The following is a 14,399-nucleotide window of genomic DNA, read 5'->3' on the forward strand; positions in this document are numbered from 1 at the left end:
CATGTCTGATATCAGGAAAGCCCTTGAAGACCTCGCAAACGGCAAGATCATCGTACTGACGGGTGACAGGTTGCGGGGCGGCGATATCGATTTTGCCGTCGCTGCCAAACATGCCAACGCCGAAGCCATCAATTTCATGGCTAAGCACGGGCGCGGCCTCGTGTGCCTGTCACTGACGCCTGCGCGGGCGGTGAAGCTTGGCATCCGCCTGATCAATTCGGGCAAAGAGCGCCAGTCGGGCCGTCCCTTCGGACAGTCAATCGAGGCAAAGACAGGCGTTTCGACCGGAATTTCGGTTGCCGACCGCGCCCACACAATCAGCGTGGCCATTCGCGACGGGGCAACGGGCGACGATATTACCGCACCCGGCCATGTCATGCCGCTGATCGCCGCCGCGGGCGGAGTGAAAGAGCGCCCGGCCGCCGCCGAGGCATCCATCGATCTTTGCCGGATGGCCGGCGCCGGTGACACGGCGGTCATCTGCTCGATCATGCGCGAGGACGGCGAAATGGCGCGCCTGCCTGACATCGAAGCCCTGATCAGGGAATTCGATCTCGCCGTTGCTGATATCGACGACCTCCTCGCCTTGCTCGACAAGGGGGACATTCCGCAGTGAGTGGCCCGTGGATTCTGGTGCTGGATGAAGGCACGACCTCAACCCGTGCCATGCTGTTTGATGCGGCCGGCCGCCCGGGCGGCGTCGCCCAGCAGCCGCTGACGCAACATTATCCACGACCGGGCTGGGTTGAACACGACCCGCACGAAATCCTTGAAAAGACGATTGCTTGCGCCCGTGAGGTGATCGAACGCGCGGGCGGCGCTGGCCACATTGCTGCCATCGGCATCACAAACCAGCGGGAAACAACCGTTGCGTGGGACCGCACGACCGGCAAGGCAATAGGCCCTGCTCTTGTCTGGCAGGATCGCCGCACGGGTGACTTCTGTACGTCGCTCAAGGACGCTGGCCACGAGGATGACGTACAGAAGCAAACGGGATTGCTGCTGGACCCCTATTTCAGCGCCTCCAAAATGCGGTGGCTCTTGGATAATATCCCCGAAGCGCACGGCCTAGGCGACAGGCTGGCTTTCGGCACGATTGACAGCTGGCTGATCTGGCACCTGACAGGCGGTTTGCATGTCAGTGACGCGACCAATGCCAGCCGCACATCCCTGATGCGTTTGGACGGCAGAGGCTGGGACGCTGGCCTGTGCGATCTTTTCGGCATTCCGGCAAAGGCATTGCCGGAGATTGTTTCCAGCGCAGGCCGGATCGGCGAAACCATGCCCGAATGGTTTGGCGCCCCGATCCCCATCACCGGGATTGCCGGGGACCAGCAGGCCGCAACAATCGGACAGGGCTGTCTTGCACCCGGCGAGACCAAAGCGACCTTCGGCACCGGCGCCTTCATCCTGACGAACCTTGGGCACGCTGTACCAAAATCCGGTCACCGGCTGCTTGGCACCGTCCTTCATGAAATTGATGACAGACGGACATATGCGCTCGAAGGCTCCATCTTTGCCGCCGGGAGCGCAGTGAAGTGGCTGAGGGACAGTCTCGGCCTCCTTCAGACGGCGGCAGAAAGCGAAACACTCGCGCGGTCGGTTGACGACTCTGGCGGCGTTGTGTTCGTCCCTGCCCTCGCAGGCCTCGGCGCACCGCATTGGCGCCCTGATGCCGCTGCAGCCCTCATGGGGATGAGCTTCGCAACAACACGCGCCCACATTGCCCGGGCGGCGCTGGAATCGATGGCCCACCAGTGCAATGACCTCAAGCGCGCCTTCAAGGCGGATGGTGCCGACTGGCGCCTGCTGCGCATCGACGGTGGCATGAGCAGCAACAACTGGCTTGCGCAGGATCTCGCCGATATACTGGATGTGCCGCTGGAACGCCCGACAGATGTGGAAACCACCGCACGCGGCGCTGCCATGCTGGCGGCTGTTGGCATCGGAATGCATTCCAGCCTTGAAGACGCGAAAGCCATGCTCCCGCCCGTTGATGCCTTCACGCCGAACACATCACCGAAGGTCCGCGAAGCACGCCTGGCAAAGTGGGAGGCCGGATTGGCGGCAGTGTTGAAGGGCCAGGGAGAGTGAAACTATGAAATCGCTGATTGCTGGCCTTCCTGTGCTTCTCGCCTCGACCTTGGCTGTTGCCGAACCAGAAAAGTCTCCAATGATCGATTTGAATGATCAGGTATCCGGACTTGTCTGTGATGCGCGATATGCTGGCGCCGAAAACTTCACGGGCCGGCCACTGACCGGATATGAGAAATCTATGTGCCTCGGCACACCGGAACTTGCGTTGGCGCTTGCCAAGGCGCAGGAAGCTCTCGCCCCATATGGTCTGACGCTCGTCGTTTTCGATGCCTATCGGCCCCAGTCGGCAGTTGATGGTCTGATCAAATGGGCAGCCGACGAGAAAGACACCCTGCACAAGGCTGACTATTATCCAGATGTGCAGAAAGACCGCCTCATTCCAGACGGCTATATCGCCGCCAAATCAGGCCATTCACGGGGCGGCACCGTGGACCTTTCCATCGCTGATGCTGCGACGGGCACTTTGCTGGACATGGCCACCAGTTTCGATTTCTTCGGGCCGCAGTCAGGCCTCTCGGCAACTGGCCTCACCGTGCAGCAAAAGGCCAACAGGGCTTTGCTATCAACTGTGATGCAGGCTGCCGGCTTCGTTCCCTATGATGCCGAATGGTGGCACTTCCGCCTGAAAGATGAACCCTGGCCCGACACATATTTCGACATTCCGGTACGCTAGGCAGCTCCCCTGGAAACAGTCAGGATTGAGCTGCAGCAAGCGAAGCATCGTCTTGGACCGTGTAAAATGCCCGATTACACGGCCCAACAACGGACGCCATCCCGAATTTTATTCGCCAGCACTGTCCTCGATCATATCAGATGGGACCTCGAACAGATCGCGGGTAAGGCTGGCGCTTTCCACCTTTTTCAAGCGTGTTGCGCCCTCCTCGCCGCGGACAATCACGGGCACGCCCGAAAGGCCCATCGATTCCATATCGTTATAGGCGCCGCCGCCAAATGACATGGCGGCTTCCATCGCGGCAAGCTCGTCTTTCGTCAGACCGAAAGCCGCTTCATCGGCAAGACATACGTCGATTGTCACCATGCCGGCGGCGTTCAGTTTGGCCCAACGGCAGCCGATGCCGCCCGCGGTGCCGGCTTCACCGGTCCATGCCCCCGCAAATTTCATCATCGGATTCTGCTGCGCCTTTTTCATCTGGCCAAGCATGGCGCCCGACATACGGCGATACATCCCGTCCGCCGGGAAACCGAAAACATAGGAAGGACCGGCGGGGTCATAAATTGTGAAGCGCGCATCGTCGTCCTCGGTTTCCGGCTGGTCGATCCGCACCTTGCCGTGACCTACCGAAATTCTCATTTCGGCCTTTTCTTCCGTCTCGAACGTGAGTACCGCATCAGCGTGCGCTGCTGATACGCCAAGCCCCAGAAGCATCAGGGCAATGCCTGATTTGATGGTTTGTTTCTGCATGATTTTTATCCTCATTTGCTGTCGTCGTTTTGTTGACTGGATTGAAGGCGCAGGGTGACCCGGCGGTTGCGGGCGCGGCCTGCATCTGTCGCGTTGTCGGCTACCGGCTGGCTTGCCCCGAAGCCTGCAGGCCTGAAGGCATCGGCTGCAGCCCCCCGCACCACGAGGGCACTGACCACGGCTTCTGCCCGCGCCTTCGAAAGCGTCAGGTTGGCAGTATCCGACCCGATGGCATCGGTATGGCCCTCCACGCTGAAACGCGCGTCGGGATCGGCCTTGTGGAGAGCAATAATCTCACCAAGCACCAGCTCGCTTTCCGGCCGGAGGCGCGCGCTACCGAAATCGAAATAGAGGCCATAGAGGTCGGCCTTGCCGTCCGCCTTCATCCGGTCAGCGAGGCTTTTTCCCACCGCAGCCGGTGGCAGGACTCGGGTATAGCCAAGCTCGGTATACCAGGGATGCCCCCAGTTGCTGTTGATCACGAACTTCAGGAACCGGCCCTTGAGCGGCGCGGTCCGCACGGACTGGCCAGCCTTGTTGCGTTCGAGTTCGAATGTCGCGGTCTTGGCCAAGCTGGCCTCGTCCGCCCCCACCCAGATTTCAATCTCGCGGGCTGAAATGCCGGGATGATCGGCTTCATCGGGCAGATAATTGTCGAAGACGAAAGTCTCGAACGATTGCTCTTCCGGAAAGGCGAACGTGATCCAGTGCGGGAACGGCGCCTGGCTTGCCGAACTCCAGATGCGTGACAGGATTGTGGAGCCGTCTGCCTCCTCCTGCCCCCGGATCAGGTTCGCAGCTTCCCAGCCGGAGCCGAATTCAGAACTGAAGGCATGGATACTGGCGCCCGCCGCCTCGCTCAGAAGCTCCCTCTCTTCGGCCATGACTGGCCCCGCGAAGGCGAGGCAAAGCGCCGCGGCAAATGCACTGCGTCTCATTGCCCGCCTCCGGTCAGCAGGCTGATGATCGGCGAAAAATCTGTCCGGGCGAGCCACTTGTCCATCATGGCCTGCAATTCCTTGTCACCTGTCGAGTTATCAAGCCAGACGGAAGCAAAGCGCGGGTCGCCCTGATCACTGCCTTCTTCATAGAGGATCGGATTCAGATAAACGCGGGGCGTGGAAGCACCGCCCTTGACCGTCTCATACGCCCACATGGGATTGTCGGGCGACTGGCCGGAATAGCCGGTCTGCTGCGACAGGTCATCCGCGGACAAGCTGGCGAGCCTGTCATCAATGTCCCACATCTGCTGCGAGGCGAACTCGGCACCGCCATTCATGGCGATTTCGGCCAGGCGGGCCTTCCACTCGCTCAGATGGTCTTCAACTGTATAGGGCAACAGGATATCGGTGCCGACAGGCGCCAGCAGCAGGAAGCCTTCGTTGCCATAAATCGGCAAGGCCCTGTTTTGCCCTTTCTGTTTGGGCAGGGGGAATGGCCGCAGCGGACTGTCTTCCTGCGCGGCATCCCGGAAGGCCAGAATATCCGAACTATTGATCTGGATATTGATCGCTGCACGCAGCTGATAATCGGCCATGCCCTGATCCAGCCCGCAATTGCCTTCCCAAACGTCCCGTGGGTGGAAACCAAGCTGGATACTGACCGTGTAAGGCGCCCCTTCCCACGATGGATAGCCGGTAAAGATGGTCAGCTGCTGGCGATAGCCCGGCAGGCTGCCAAGCATCGGGTCTTTTTCCAGCCAATCGGCGATCTTGCGGGTGGCTTCCACAAGGGGCGACTTTGCGGTCGCCTCCGCCACTTCGTCGCTGGCGTAAGAACTGCGCTCCTCCACCCAGCACCCGGCGAAGGCACTGCCCGAAAGAATGGTCGACAGGAAAAGGAGGCCGAGACAAGCCCGGCCGGAGTTTTTCATGATCATTTTATCCTCACTGTTCGTGTGGCAGCCGGTGGGTTGCGACTGCCTGTTTCTTGTGAGGCCGAAGATGCGGATTTGCCTTCCCGTCGGGAAGCTGCCAATTGCGCAGTTACATTCTGCACTTTTGCAGAACAAAACTGCAGGTCCGGTGACTTTGCCGTGGCGCCCGTCGCGCCTATTGCTGTGGCATCCCAATCCACCGGAGAAGAAAAATGACCAACACGATAGCGACCCGTCTGAACCTGTACCGCGAGATCCACAAGGGGCTGAGGCACGGCCACGGCCTTATGCTCACGCGTCTTGGCAATACAGACTGGCGCGATATCCAACAGACGCAGGCCCTGCTGGAAGCGCTTGATGCCCATCTGTTGCTGTGCGAGCGGCACCTGAAGCACGAGGATGATTTCATCCATCCTGCCCTTGCCGCCTTCGACACGGCCCTCCTTCACAAGCTGGCGGGTGACCATGAGCATCACGAAGGTGCCCTTGGCATGCTCAGTGCCCGGATCGCCAGCCTCGGCTCCACGACCGACAACTTGCGACCCTTGCTTGGCCACCAGCTTTATCTTGCCTTCACCCAGTTTGTTGCTGCGGATTTCGAACATATGGAGCGCGAGGAGGCGCTGGTGATGCCGGTCCTTTGGGAAAATATGGACGATGCCGAGATCGGCACCATTCATGGCCGGATCGTCGGCGCTATCCCGCCCGAAGAGATGATGGCCTACATGCGCCTGATGCTGCCGGCGATTTCGCCTGCCGACCGCCTTGGCATGCTCACCGGCATTCGGGCCGGGGCGCCTGCGGAAGCCTTCCAGGCAATCCTGCAACTGGCAGCCCGCCCGTCGCTGAGCGCTGAAGACTTTGCGTGGCTGAGTACAGAACTCGGCAAGGCGGCCTGAAATGAAAACGCTGAAAGCCCTTGTGGCGCTGGGGTGCGCCGCCTTCGTTGGCGGGCACGCCTTTGCCGACCCCTTCAAGGTTTCGATCGAAATGATGGAACGTTTCGACCTGCAAAGTGAATCCAGCGAAGCCCTGCCGGGCGAAAAGCTTTTCCTGCAGGTCCATTATTACGGCGGCGACATGCGACCCGAATGCCGGGATGCGCCAGAGGATCAGCAGCCGCTGGAATGCGATCTCCTGACGCCGCTCATTACCTATGAAGTCAAGGAATGGACCGTCAATGGCATCCGGAACGGTAACGGCGATGTTGGCGCAATCTCCGGCCTCACTGATGGCCGGGTCACCTATATCGCACCTTCCGAGCCTCCACAGCGTAACCCCGTTGCCGTCACGGCGAAGGTGCGGGTCGGGGAACAGGACGTGCTTGTCAGCACCGAAATCACCGTACGCCCGCCTAACAAGTGGGAAGGCTATGTGACCTACAATTTCGAAGCGGACTATCAGGAAAACGACCCTGCCACGAACAGCGTCACTAACGGCAAGGTCAAATTCTTCGGCGCCTACGAAGTCGATGAAGTTCTCTCCGACAGCTATGGGGACGACGGCACCGGGGTCGTTTTCCTCGCCATCGCGCCGCGCGAGGCCGAATACGAATTCAATGAGAAAACAAGGGATGACTGCGAACGCACATCATCAATGCGCGGCAGTTTCCTCAAGGGCCTGAAGATGCCACCGCCGAACCAGACACTGAACCTGACAGTGGGCAAAGAAGGCCTCGAATTTGCGAATGTGATGCCAATGCCTATCGAGGCCGAGGGGGAATGGCATGTGCGCAATTGCACCAATGACAAGGGGCTGGAAGGATCAGGTGATGCCGAAGCTTTCGTCAATGTAGACATGCTGATCGACAGCGGCTTCAAGGCGCGCCTAAACGGCGGCACCTATCATGGCAGCCTGCAGGAAGACCGCACCCTCAGCATCGCAAGCAAGGAATTCCAGGGCACGCTCACCATGGAATGGGTTTTCAAGCGCCATAATTGAATGCCCGGCACTGCGGGTCAGCGTATCGGCCCGCAGTGTTTGCCAAACTCTGCCGCAAAGAAGTCCATGAAGGCCCGGATGCGGCGAGCATTGCGCATGCTTTCGCGCACCAGCATGAAAAAGTCATACCGGCTACCGGGAATAGCCCCCATGCAGCGGTGCAGGTCTTCGTAATAGTCACCGATGAGCTGCGGCAACGGCCCGATGCCAAGCCCTGCCCTTACCGCCGCCACGACGTTGGTGAGGCTTGAGGAAACCGCACCAACCGGGGCGTCGGGCACTGTTTCCTTCAGCCATGTCATCGCAGGCATCTGGCTGACGCTGCCTTCGCACAGGATCACCGGGCGCTCGCGGAGTTCCTCAATCGTTTCGGGCATCCCGCACCGCGCGATATAGGCCGAACTGGCATAGAGATACCAGTCAGCGACCTGCACCTTCTTCACAACGAGGCCAGCGTCATTAGGGATCGTGCCGGAGCGCAGCGCCACATCGGCTTCCCCCTTAAGGAGATCAAGCCGACGATCCTCGACCATGATTTCGATCCTGACATCAGGGAATTCCTCGTAGAATCGCCCAAGCGCCGGCACCACATAGAGATTCGCAACCGATTCCGACATGGTCACCCGGACGGTGCCGCTGATGCCGCGGCGGCGCTGCTCCAGCTGGGCGGCAAGATCGGTGGCGATACTGTTCATCCGCACGGCATAATCAAGGACGGCGATCCCGTCCTCGGTCGGCAGATAGCCCGATTGCCGCCGCTCCACGAGGGTTAGTCCCACCGCCTGTTCAAGCGCCGCCACCCGGCGCGCCACGGTCGTCTGATCCACCTTCAGCTTGCGGGCAGCGGCCAGCGTCGAGCCCTCCTCGAACACGGCGAGAAGGTAGCGCAGGTCGTTCCAGTCGAAGGTAGGGGTAGCCATCCGTTTATCCGGTCAAATTGCTTTTGCGGCGCCCCGCCCTTTCGGGCAAGAATGCGCCGTCATTAACCAAGGCGACTGTAGTCATGCCGCCGACCGCGTCAAGGATGCCGAATGCTGCGCCTCTATATGGACCCGATTTCAACGACTTGCCGCCCGATCCTGATGTTCGCCGAGGAAGCAGGGATCACGCTTGAGCCTGTACTGATCTCGCTCATGAACAATGAGCAGATGTCGGCTGAATTTATCGCCGTCAACCCGGCCCATGCCATCCCGGTTCTTGATCACGACGGCTTCATCCTGACGGAATCGTCCGCCATCCTGAAATATCTCGCAGACCTGCACGGCTCACCCGCCTACCCCACGGATATCAGGGCCCGCGCACGGGTGAACGAGGCAATGGACTGGTTCAACACAGGCTTTTATGGCTCGTTCGGCCGCGGCTATGTTTATCCGCAGGTGATCGACTTTTTCACCTGGCCGACGCCCGAACAGCAAGAAGCAGCGCTCGACCGCGCACTTGTGCTCGCCAAAGACCGCTTCGCCCAGCTTGAAGGGCAATTGGCCCGGAACGGTGATTTCGTCTGCGGCGATGCGATCACGATTGCCGACTATTTCGGCGCCTGTCTGGTCAGCCTCGGTGAACTGGTCGGCTTCTCACTTGCCCCTTGGCCCAAGGTGCAGGCATGGATGGCGCGCATGCAGGCGCGGCTTGCCTGGGGCAAGGTCCACACTGAATTCAACAAATGGGTCGCGGGCTGCACATCCGAGAAAGACATGCCAAGGTGACATGAAAAGACTGGCAGCAGCGCAGAGGACTGACTTCCCCCTCTGACCCGGGCCAGGTGTCTATCAATTCACCACAAATAAGCGGAAGCAAATCTGGCGTGGTCAATTCCGCGCGCTGTTGTGTGAAATTGACGCTGTCAGTGCGCCAAGCAAGCCCTCAAGGAATTCGCGAGTCTTTGCGTCCACAAGGGCCCCTTCCCTGAACTTCTCCGGCGCAAGGCCGATGGCAACTTCAGGGAATTGAACAACGGGCGTAAGCGTTGCCGAAAGGATGGTCTTCAGATGCTGCTGCGCCCTGACCCCGCCCGTGAGCGCGGGGGTGGCACTGAGGATCGCGGCGGGCTTGCCCTTCAAGACTGACTGATAGGCCGGACGACTGGCCCAATCGATGGCGTTCTTGAGCACACCCGAAATGCTGTAATTATATTCAGGCGTTGCGAACGCAAGGCCGTCTGCCGCCGCGATCGCCTCGCGCAGGCGCACCACGCTTTCGGGCGGCGTTTCGCCGTCAAGTGCCGGATCATAGTGCGGCAGGCTGCCGATATCGGCGAAGGCGAAGCTTACATGGGATGGTGCCAGCGCCGCCATTGCCTCAAGCGCCAGCCGGTTCCACGAGCCCTGACGAAGGCTGCCGGAAAAGGCAAGGATGGTGATCGGCTTCATGACAGCGGCTCCACTTCAATATTGCTCCAAAGGGGCGGAAACAGAACCGGCCTCCGAAGAGGCCGGCCATTTTCTGACTGTGCCCGGCCTTACTGGCCGAAGCGCCAGGTGAAGGTCATGCCGTAGGTGCGCGGCGCCTGATAGTTGGCGTAATAGGTGCCGAAGAGTTCGAGGCGGCTGGCATAGTTCAGCTCGTCCGTCACGTTCTTCACCCATGCACTCAGCCGCCAGCGGTCGTCCTTGGCTGCCACCCCGGCATAAAGGTTCAGGGTGAATTCCGACGGGTTCTTCAGGTCAGCCGTATTGGTGTTCTCGAAGAAATATTCGTCGGTCCACTGATAGTCGGCACCAAGCGAGCCAACGAGATTGTCGGCCAGATCCACCTCATAGCTTGCCCCGAGGTTCGCGGCGTGGCGCGGGGTGCGGCGGCAGGTGTTGCCGTCCACGTCCGTGCCGTCCTCATCGATGATGAGCGTGCCGGTGAATTCGCAGCGGCTGTAGGCATAGTTGCCGGTAACCGCGAAGCCCGCACCAAGGAGCGCCTTGAAATCAAGCTCCAGGCCGTAGGCTTCCGCCCCGTTTTCAGCGTTCACAACGAAGTTGTCCGGCGGCCGGGTGGGATCAAGCTGCAGGAACTGCTGGGTCTGCAGGTCCTTGTATTTGGTGAAGTAGGCAACCGCGTTGACCATCAGGCGGCGGTCTGCAAGCAGGAACTTGCCGCCGGCTTCATAGCTCGTTGCGAATTCAGGTGCGAACGAGACGATGGCATCAAGTGGGTTGCCTGCGTTTTCACCTGTATAGCCGCCAGCCTTGTAGCCGCGCTCCACCCGGGCAAAGTAGTTTTGGCCGTCCGTCGGCGCATAGCTCAGCGTCAGGCTCGGCAGCCAGGCGTCCCAGCTGTCCTTGTCGGTGACGGTGAAACCACCCGGGGGCAGCGGGCTGTCGAAACTGTCGCCAAAGCGGTTCGACGTGAATTTCTTCTTGTCGTAGGCATAGCGAACGCCGCCGTTGATCGACAGGCTTTCGGTGATGTCGTAGGTCAGCTCGCCGAAGAGACCAAGGTTGGTGGCCTTGGAGCCCGTGCGGGCATTGCTGGTGCCGCCAGCAGGCGTCGCCGGCTCACCGCCATAGGCAATCGCAAAGGCAAATTCGGTGATACCGTCAAAGTCCGGGAAGTAGAAGCTGACACGTTCAAGACGCTCGATATCTTCTTTCAGGACATAGGCACCAAGCGACCATTGCAGACGCTCGCCGCCACCCGACAGGCGAAGTTCCTGCGAGAACTGCTTCACGTCATCGGCCTTCTGCTGGTCGAACCAGCAATCCGGCACGGTATTCAGATAGGCATCGACACCTGCTGCCATGACGGCATCGATGACCGGCACCTGCGTTTCGGAATCGATCGGCACATTCCAGTACATGCCGCAGCCATCTTCCCGCACGTCGATATCGCTTTTGCGGAACGAGGTGATGGAGTTAAGCGCCATCGTATCGCTGATGTCGTAATCGATATTGGCCGCGATGCCGTAGAGATCGGAGTTCTGGTAGCCCGAGAAATTGCGGGCACCCTTGCGCGGATCGCTGTTCTTGAACGGCGCGTTCCGGGTCGGCAGCACAAAGCTGTCCGGCAGGCCGGGGATCGGCGGCGCGAAGAAGGAGTTATAGGTGACGGCATGGCTGTCGCCGGCCACATCCACGTCCACCCAGCGTGCGCCGTCGCGGTGACGGGTATAATCGGCAGTGACAGTGGCATCGAGCTTGTCATTCGGGCGGAAGCGCAGCGAGCCGCGCAGCGACTGGACATTGATGTCCTCTTCATCGCCGCCCATCGTGTTGGTGGCAAAACCGTCGCGGGTGCGCGACGTGGCGGTGAGGCCTGCCGAAACGGTGTCGCTGACCGGCCCGCGGATCGAGGCCGCGATATTCACGGCATTAAAGTTGCCGTACGAGGCCTCGACCTTGCCTTCCGTCTCATCGCCCGGCTTCTTGGTGATATAGTGGATGAGGCCGCCGACGATATTCTTGCCGAAACGCAAGCTCTGCGGGCCTTTCAGCACTTCGACGCGTTCGAGATCGAAAAGATCGACCAGCACGCCCGAAGAACGCGCCATATAAACGCCGTCGATAAAGATACCGACCGAACTGTCAGCGGCTGCACCCTGAATGTTGGAGCCGATACCGCGCATGAAGATTTCGGGGTCGGTCGCGTTCGCGATATTGAACTTGGCGCCGGGAATGCGGTTCGTGACCTCATAAAGATCGCGAATACCGGCCTCTTCCATGGCCGACGCATCAAACACCTGCACGCTGACAGGAACGTCTTGCAGCCCCTCGTCCTTGCGGCGGGCGTTGACGATGATTTCCTCGAGATAGAATTCTTCACCCTGATCCTGGGCCATGACCGCCGGTGCCTGCACACCGCTGATCAGCGCTGCCCCGCAAAGGCCGCTCATGAGCGCCGTTTTCATTCCTGACTTCATATCGTGCACGTTACCCCTCCTGTTCATCGGGTTCTTGCGCGGCCATTCGTCGCGGCTCGCGCAGGTGTCACCACAATGCATTCACTTCCCTTGCCCTTCCGGCGCATTGCCTGTGGTTTCAAGAAAAGCTTATGGGGGTCAGGAATAATAAAATAATATCGTTTCATGTGGGCTCTATTACGGTTTTGTTATAGCGAAGCGGGGCTATAACAAACGGCAGAATGCCTCTTTTCCGCTCATAGCTCCTATAAGAATCCGGAATATCAAAGGCCGATACCATTACTTTTTCCGCCTGACCTGCCTCGCTAGTGTTCACCATTGGGGGGCGCACGGGGCGCCTGTAAACGATCAGGAAGGGAGATGACAATGCATCCTGAGAGACGGACACCGAAGGGGGCGCGATGGCTGATGGCCACTGCCCTTTGCGCACTCATGACGGCACCAGCCGCACAGACAGCCGACAAGGACGAAGACAAGCCGGTACGCTATGAAGCGCCGGGCGAAGTCCATGCCCCGAGCCCTGATCCCGATATCCGGGCGTGGCATGACCTTACCTACGACCGCAAGCCCCCACGCCCGACCCCCGGCAAGGATTATGGCTACAATCCCGAAACCGGAGTCTTCACCCATCCGAAGGCAACGCCCCTTGTAAAAGATGCCCCTTCCTTCACCGGTCAGCTCAGCTACTGGGACCAGAATTCCTACACGAAGAATGTCACCGTCCTCGGCTTCTATAACGAGGTCATGTCGGCCGGGCACACATGGCAGAATATCGTCGACTTCGACGGGCGCCGTTACATGTATGTCGCTGGCAGCCGCAATCTTGGTGTCTATGACATCACCGATCCACGCGATGTGAAACTGGTGCACCTCAAAGGCACCCACGTGGTTGGCGAAGGCCGCAACAAGGAGCCGGAAGTCAATCCTTACGCCGAAAATGATATGTCCGGCGCCATGTCGATCCAGTGGAGCAAGAAGCTCGGCAAATATGTGGCCGTCGTTTCCCATGCCATCCCGCGCTACGGCATCATGGATGAAAAACTGCTGGAGCCCGAAGGCGTCGAGACGCTGAAGCACTGGAAAGGCCTGAAGGGCTTCCAAGTCTTCGCCGTGAATAGCCCGAACCCGGATGATTGGGAACTCCTTGCCACCCGCACCACGGATGTGAGCCATCCCGATGCCCCGAACGGCCAGCAGCAGGGCTCGGGCTCGCTTGATGTGCCCTCATGGTTCGGCGGGAAATATATGTTCCTGTCTGCCGCCCCCGACGACCGCTACATGCTGACCGAATTCCCGGACTATCTCTACTCCGCAGGCTTCCAGGCATGGGACATGTCCGATCCTGCTGACCCGAAATTCGTCAGCCAGTTTACTGCTCCCGGCCAGATCCTTGGCGACCCGGCGCATGAAGAAGCCTATCTGATGAACCCGCGGGCGGGGAACCGCACCTCGTGGTTCGGCTCGCGCATGCCGCCGTTCCTTGTAAAGCCGCTCGAAAAGGGCGGCAAATATGCCTTCGGCTCGATGGCGTCGCTTGGCCTTTATGTCCTTGATCTCAGCGATCCGAAGAACATGAAGCCCGTCGGCCATGTGAACACCGCACCGCGCTTTGCCGGCACGGAATTCGATAACGTCGACGTCAGCCAGTACGAGCGCACGGGGTATGTCTTCACCAACGGCTACCCGATGAATGACGAATGCTTCGAACCCTACAAGGATATCTGGGTGGTGGACGCCAAGGACGTGAAAAATCCGAAGATCGTCAGTAAGTTCCCGCGCCCGACCCCGCCGGATGAAGCAGCCTTCACCGACTATTGCCAGCGCCGTGGCAGCTTCGGCCCCAAACGGCCGGGCTATCACACCACGCAGCCGGGCAAATGGCGGCAGGGGATCATCCCCTATGCCTTCTACAATGCCGGCGTCCAGTTCTTCGATGTCAGCAATCCGCTGGATGTGAAGATTGCCGGCTATTTCGTACCGCGCTTCCCCAAAAAGGGCGAAACGCCTTCCTACAGCTTCGGCAACCTGACCTACGGCATCTATGCGGAATACGACCGCAACATCGTCTGGGTCTTCACCAACAACGGCTTCTACGCCGTCAGTTCACCGCTCCTTGGCGAGCCGAGCTTCGAAGCTCCGAAAAAGCCCTGGCCGCCGAAAGGCTGACAGGCACTCTCTGCGATACCGGAAACCTTGCGCCGTCCCTTAAAGGG

13 protein-coding genes are annotated in these 14,399 nt (G+C 59.8%); 7 read left to right on the top strand and 6 right to left on the bottom strand.

Features of this window, described 5'->3' with window-relative positions; all coding sequences use genetic code 11:
* Window position 1: 1 nt before the first annotated feature.
* From PH603_RS12250 to PH603_RS12260, 3 genes are read left to right on the top strand one after another with little or no spacing between them, the layout of a single operon-like run.
* A complete protein-coding gene (locus PH603_RS12250) occupies window positions 2-616 on the top strand; it encodes a 3,4-dihydroxy-2-butanone-4-phosphate synthase (RefSeq protein WP_289502821.1) in 615 nt (204 codons plus the stop codon).
* Window positions 613-2,094, top strand: a complete 1,482-nt coding sequence (glpK, locus tag PH603_RS12255; protein ID WP_289502822.1) for a glycerol kinase GlpK — start codon at window positions 613-615, stop codon at window positions 2,092-2,094. The genes PH603_RS12250 and glpK overlap by 4 nt, the downstream gene beginning before the upstream one ends.
* A 4-nt stretch (window positions 2,095-2,098) precedes the next feature.
* Window positions 2,099-2,770, top strand: coding sequence for a M15 family metallopeptidase (locus tag PH603_RS12260; RefSeq protein ID WP_289502823.1), 672 nt, complete (start codon window positions 2,099-2,101; stop codon window positions 2,768-2,770).
* Window positions 2,771-2,878: 108 nt separating this feature from the next.
* Here the strand turns inward: PH603_RS12260 and PH603_RS12265 are convergent, their stop codons facing one another.
* The 3 genes from PH603_RS12265 to PH603_RS12275 are packed head-to-tail and all read right to left on the bottom strand — an operon-like array spanning window position 2,879 to window position 5,393.
* On the bottom strand, window positions 2,879-3,520 hold the full coding sequence (locus tag PH603_RS12265) for a hypothetical protein (RefSeq protein WP_289502824.1): 642 nt from the start codon (window positions 3,518-3,520) through the stop codon (window positions 2,879-2,881).
* 11 nt (window positions 3,521-3,531) lie between these two features.
* A complete protein-coding gene (locus PH603_RS12270; RefSeq protein WP_289502825.1) occupies window positions 3,532-4,458 on the bottom strand; it encodes an OmpA family protein in 927 nt (308 codons plus the stop codon).
* Window positions 4,455-5,393, bottom strand: coding sequence for a hypothetical protein (locus PH603_RS12275; RefSeq protein WP_289502826.1), 939 nt, complete (start codon window positions 5,391-5,393; stop codon window positions 4,455-4,457). Before PH603_RS12275 ends, PH603_RS12270 begins: the two co-directional genes overlap by 4 nt.
* A gap of 215 nt (window positions 5,394-5,608) precedes the next feature.
* Between PH603_RS12275 and PH603_RS12280 the strand changes: the two genes are divergently transcribed.
* Both PH603_RS12280 and PH603_RS12285 read left to right on the top strand, forming a co-directional pair.
* On the top strand, window positions 5,609-6,295 hold the full coding sequence (locus PH603_RS12280; protein WP_289502827.1) for a hemerythrin domain-containing protein: 687 nt from the start codon (window positions 5,609-5,611) through the stop codon (window positions 6,293-6,295).
* A gap of 1 nt (window position 6,296) precedes the next feature.
* Window positions 6,297-7,337: a hypothetical protein gene (locus PH603_RS12285; protein ID WP_289502828.1), complete on the top strand. Its 1,041-nt coding sequence runs from the start codon at window positions 6,297-6,299 to the stop codon at window positions 7,335-7,337.
* Between the two features lie 17 nt (window positions 7,338-7,354).
* Here PH603_RS12285 and PH603_RS12290 read toward each other — a convergent pair whose 3' ends face one another.
* Window positions 7,355-8,257, bottom strand: coding sequence for a LysR family transcriptional regulator (locus PH603_RS12290; RefSeq protein ID WP_289502829.1), 903 nt, complete (start codon window positions 8,255-8,257; stop codon window positions 7,355-7,357).
* 111 nt (window positions 8,258-8,368) lie between these two features.
* Here PH603_RS12290 and PH603_RS12295 point away from each other — a divergent pair, with 111 nt between their 5' ends.
* The gene (locus PH603_RS12295) at window positions 8,369-9,043 is read left to right on the top strand and encodes a glutathione S-transferase family protein (RefSeq protein ID WP_289502830.1); all 675 of its coding nucleotides are present in this window, start codon (window positions 8,369-8,371) and stop codon (window positions 9,041-9,043) included.
* A 102-nt stretch (window positions 9,044-9,145) separates the two neighbouring features.
* Here the strand turns inward: PH603_RS12295 and PH603_RS12300 are convergent, their stop codons facing one another.
* Window positions 9,146-9,706 (bottom strand): NADPH-dependent FMN reductase, encoded by a 561-nt coding sequence (locus PH603_RS12300; protein WP_289502831.1) that lies wholly within the window; start codon window positions 9,704-9,706, stop codon window positions 9,146-9,148.
* An 89-nt stretch (window positions 9,707-9,795) separates the two neighbouring features.
* A complete protein-coding gene (locus PH603_RS12305) occupies window positions 9,796-12,174 on the bottom strand; it encodes a TonB-dependent receptor (protein ID WP_289502832.1) in 2,379 nt (792 codons plus the stop codon).
* A 420-nt stretch (window positions 12,175-12,594) separates the two neighbouring features.
* Between PH603_RS12305 and PH603_RS12310 the strand changes: the two genes are divergently transcribed.
* The gene (locus tag PH603_RS12310) at window positions 12,595-14,352 is read left to right on the top strand and encodes an LVIVD repeat-containing protein (protein ID WP_289502833.1); all 1,758 of its coding nucleotides are present in this window, start codon (window positions 12,595-12,597) and stop codon (window positions 14,350-14,352) included.
* Window positions 14,353-14,399 lie beyond the last annotated feature (47 nt).

This window comes from Gimibacter soli, from assembly GCF_028463845.1.
Lineage (GTDB): Bacteria > Pseudomonadota > Alphaproteobacteria > Sphingomonadales > Kordiimonadaceae > Gimibacter > Gimibacter soli.

Coding starts and splice junctions, on each gene's coding strand:
- PH603_RS12250 (WP_289502821.1), top strand. CDS start 2: ATGTCTGATATCAGGAAAGCCCTTGAAGACCTCGCAAACGGCAAGATC.
- PH603_RS12260 (WP_289502823.1), top strand. CDS start 2,099: ATGAAATCGCTGATTGCTGGCCTTCCTGTGCTTCTCGCCTCGACCTTG.
- PH603_RS12265 (WP_289502824.1), bottom strand. CDS start 3,520: ATGCAGAAACAAACCATCAAATCAGGCATTGCCCTGATGCTTCTGGGG.
- PH603_RS12270 (WP_289502825.1), bottom strand. CDS start 4,458: ATGAGACGCAGTGCATTTGCCGCGGCGCTTTGCCTCGCCTTCGCGGGG.
- PH603_RS12275 (WP_289502826.1), bottom strand. CDS start 5,393: ATGAAAAACTCCGGCCGGGCTTGTCTCGGCCTCCTTTTCCTGTCGACC.
- PH603_RS12280 (WP_289502827.1), top strand. CDS start 5,609: ATGACCAACACGATAGCGACCCGTCTGAACCTGTACCGCGAGATCCAC.
- PH603_RS12285 (WP_289502828.1), top strand. CDS start 6,297: ATGAAAACGCTGAAAGCCCTTGTGGCGCTGGGGTGCGCCGCCTTCGTT.
- PH603_RS12290 (WP_289502829.1), bottom strand. CDS start 8,257: ATGGCTACCCCTACCTTCGACTGGAACGACCTGCGCTACCTTCTCGCC.
- PH603_RS12295 (WP_289502830.1), top strand. CDS start 8,369: ATGCTGCGCCTCTATATGGACCCGATTTCAACGACTTGCCGCCCGATC.
- PH603_RS12300 (WP_289502831.1), bottom strand. CDS start 9,706: ATGAAGCCGATCACCATCCTTGCCTTTTCCGGCAGCCTTCGTCAGGGC.
- PH603_RS12305 (WP_289502832.1), bottom strand. CDS start 12,174: ATGAAAACGGCGCTCATGAGCGGCCTTTGCGGGGCAGCGCTGATCAGC.
- PH603_RS12310 (WP_289502833.1), top strand. CDS start 12,595: ATGGCCACTGCCCTTTGCGCACTCATGACGGCACCAGCCGCACAGACA.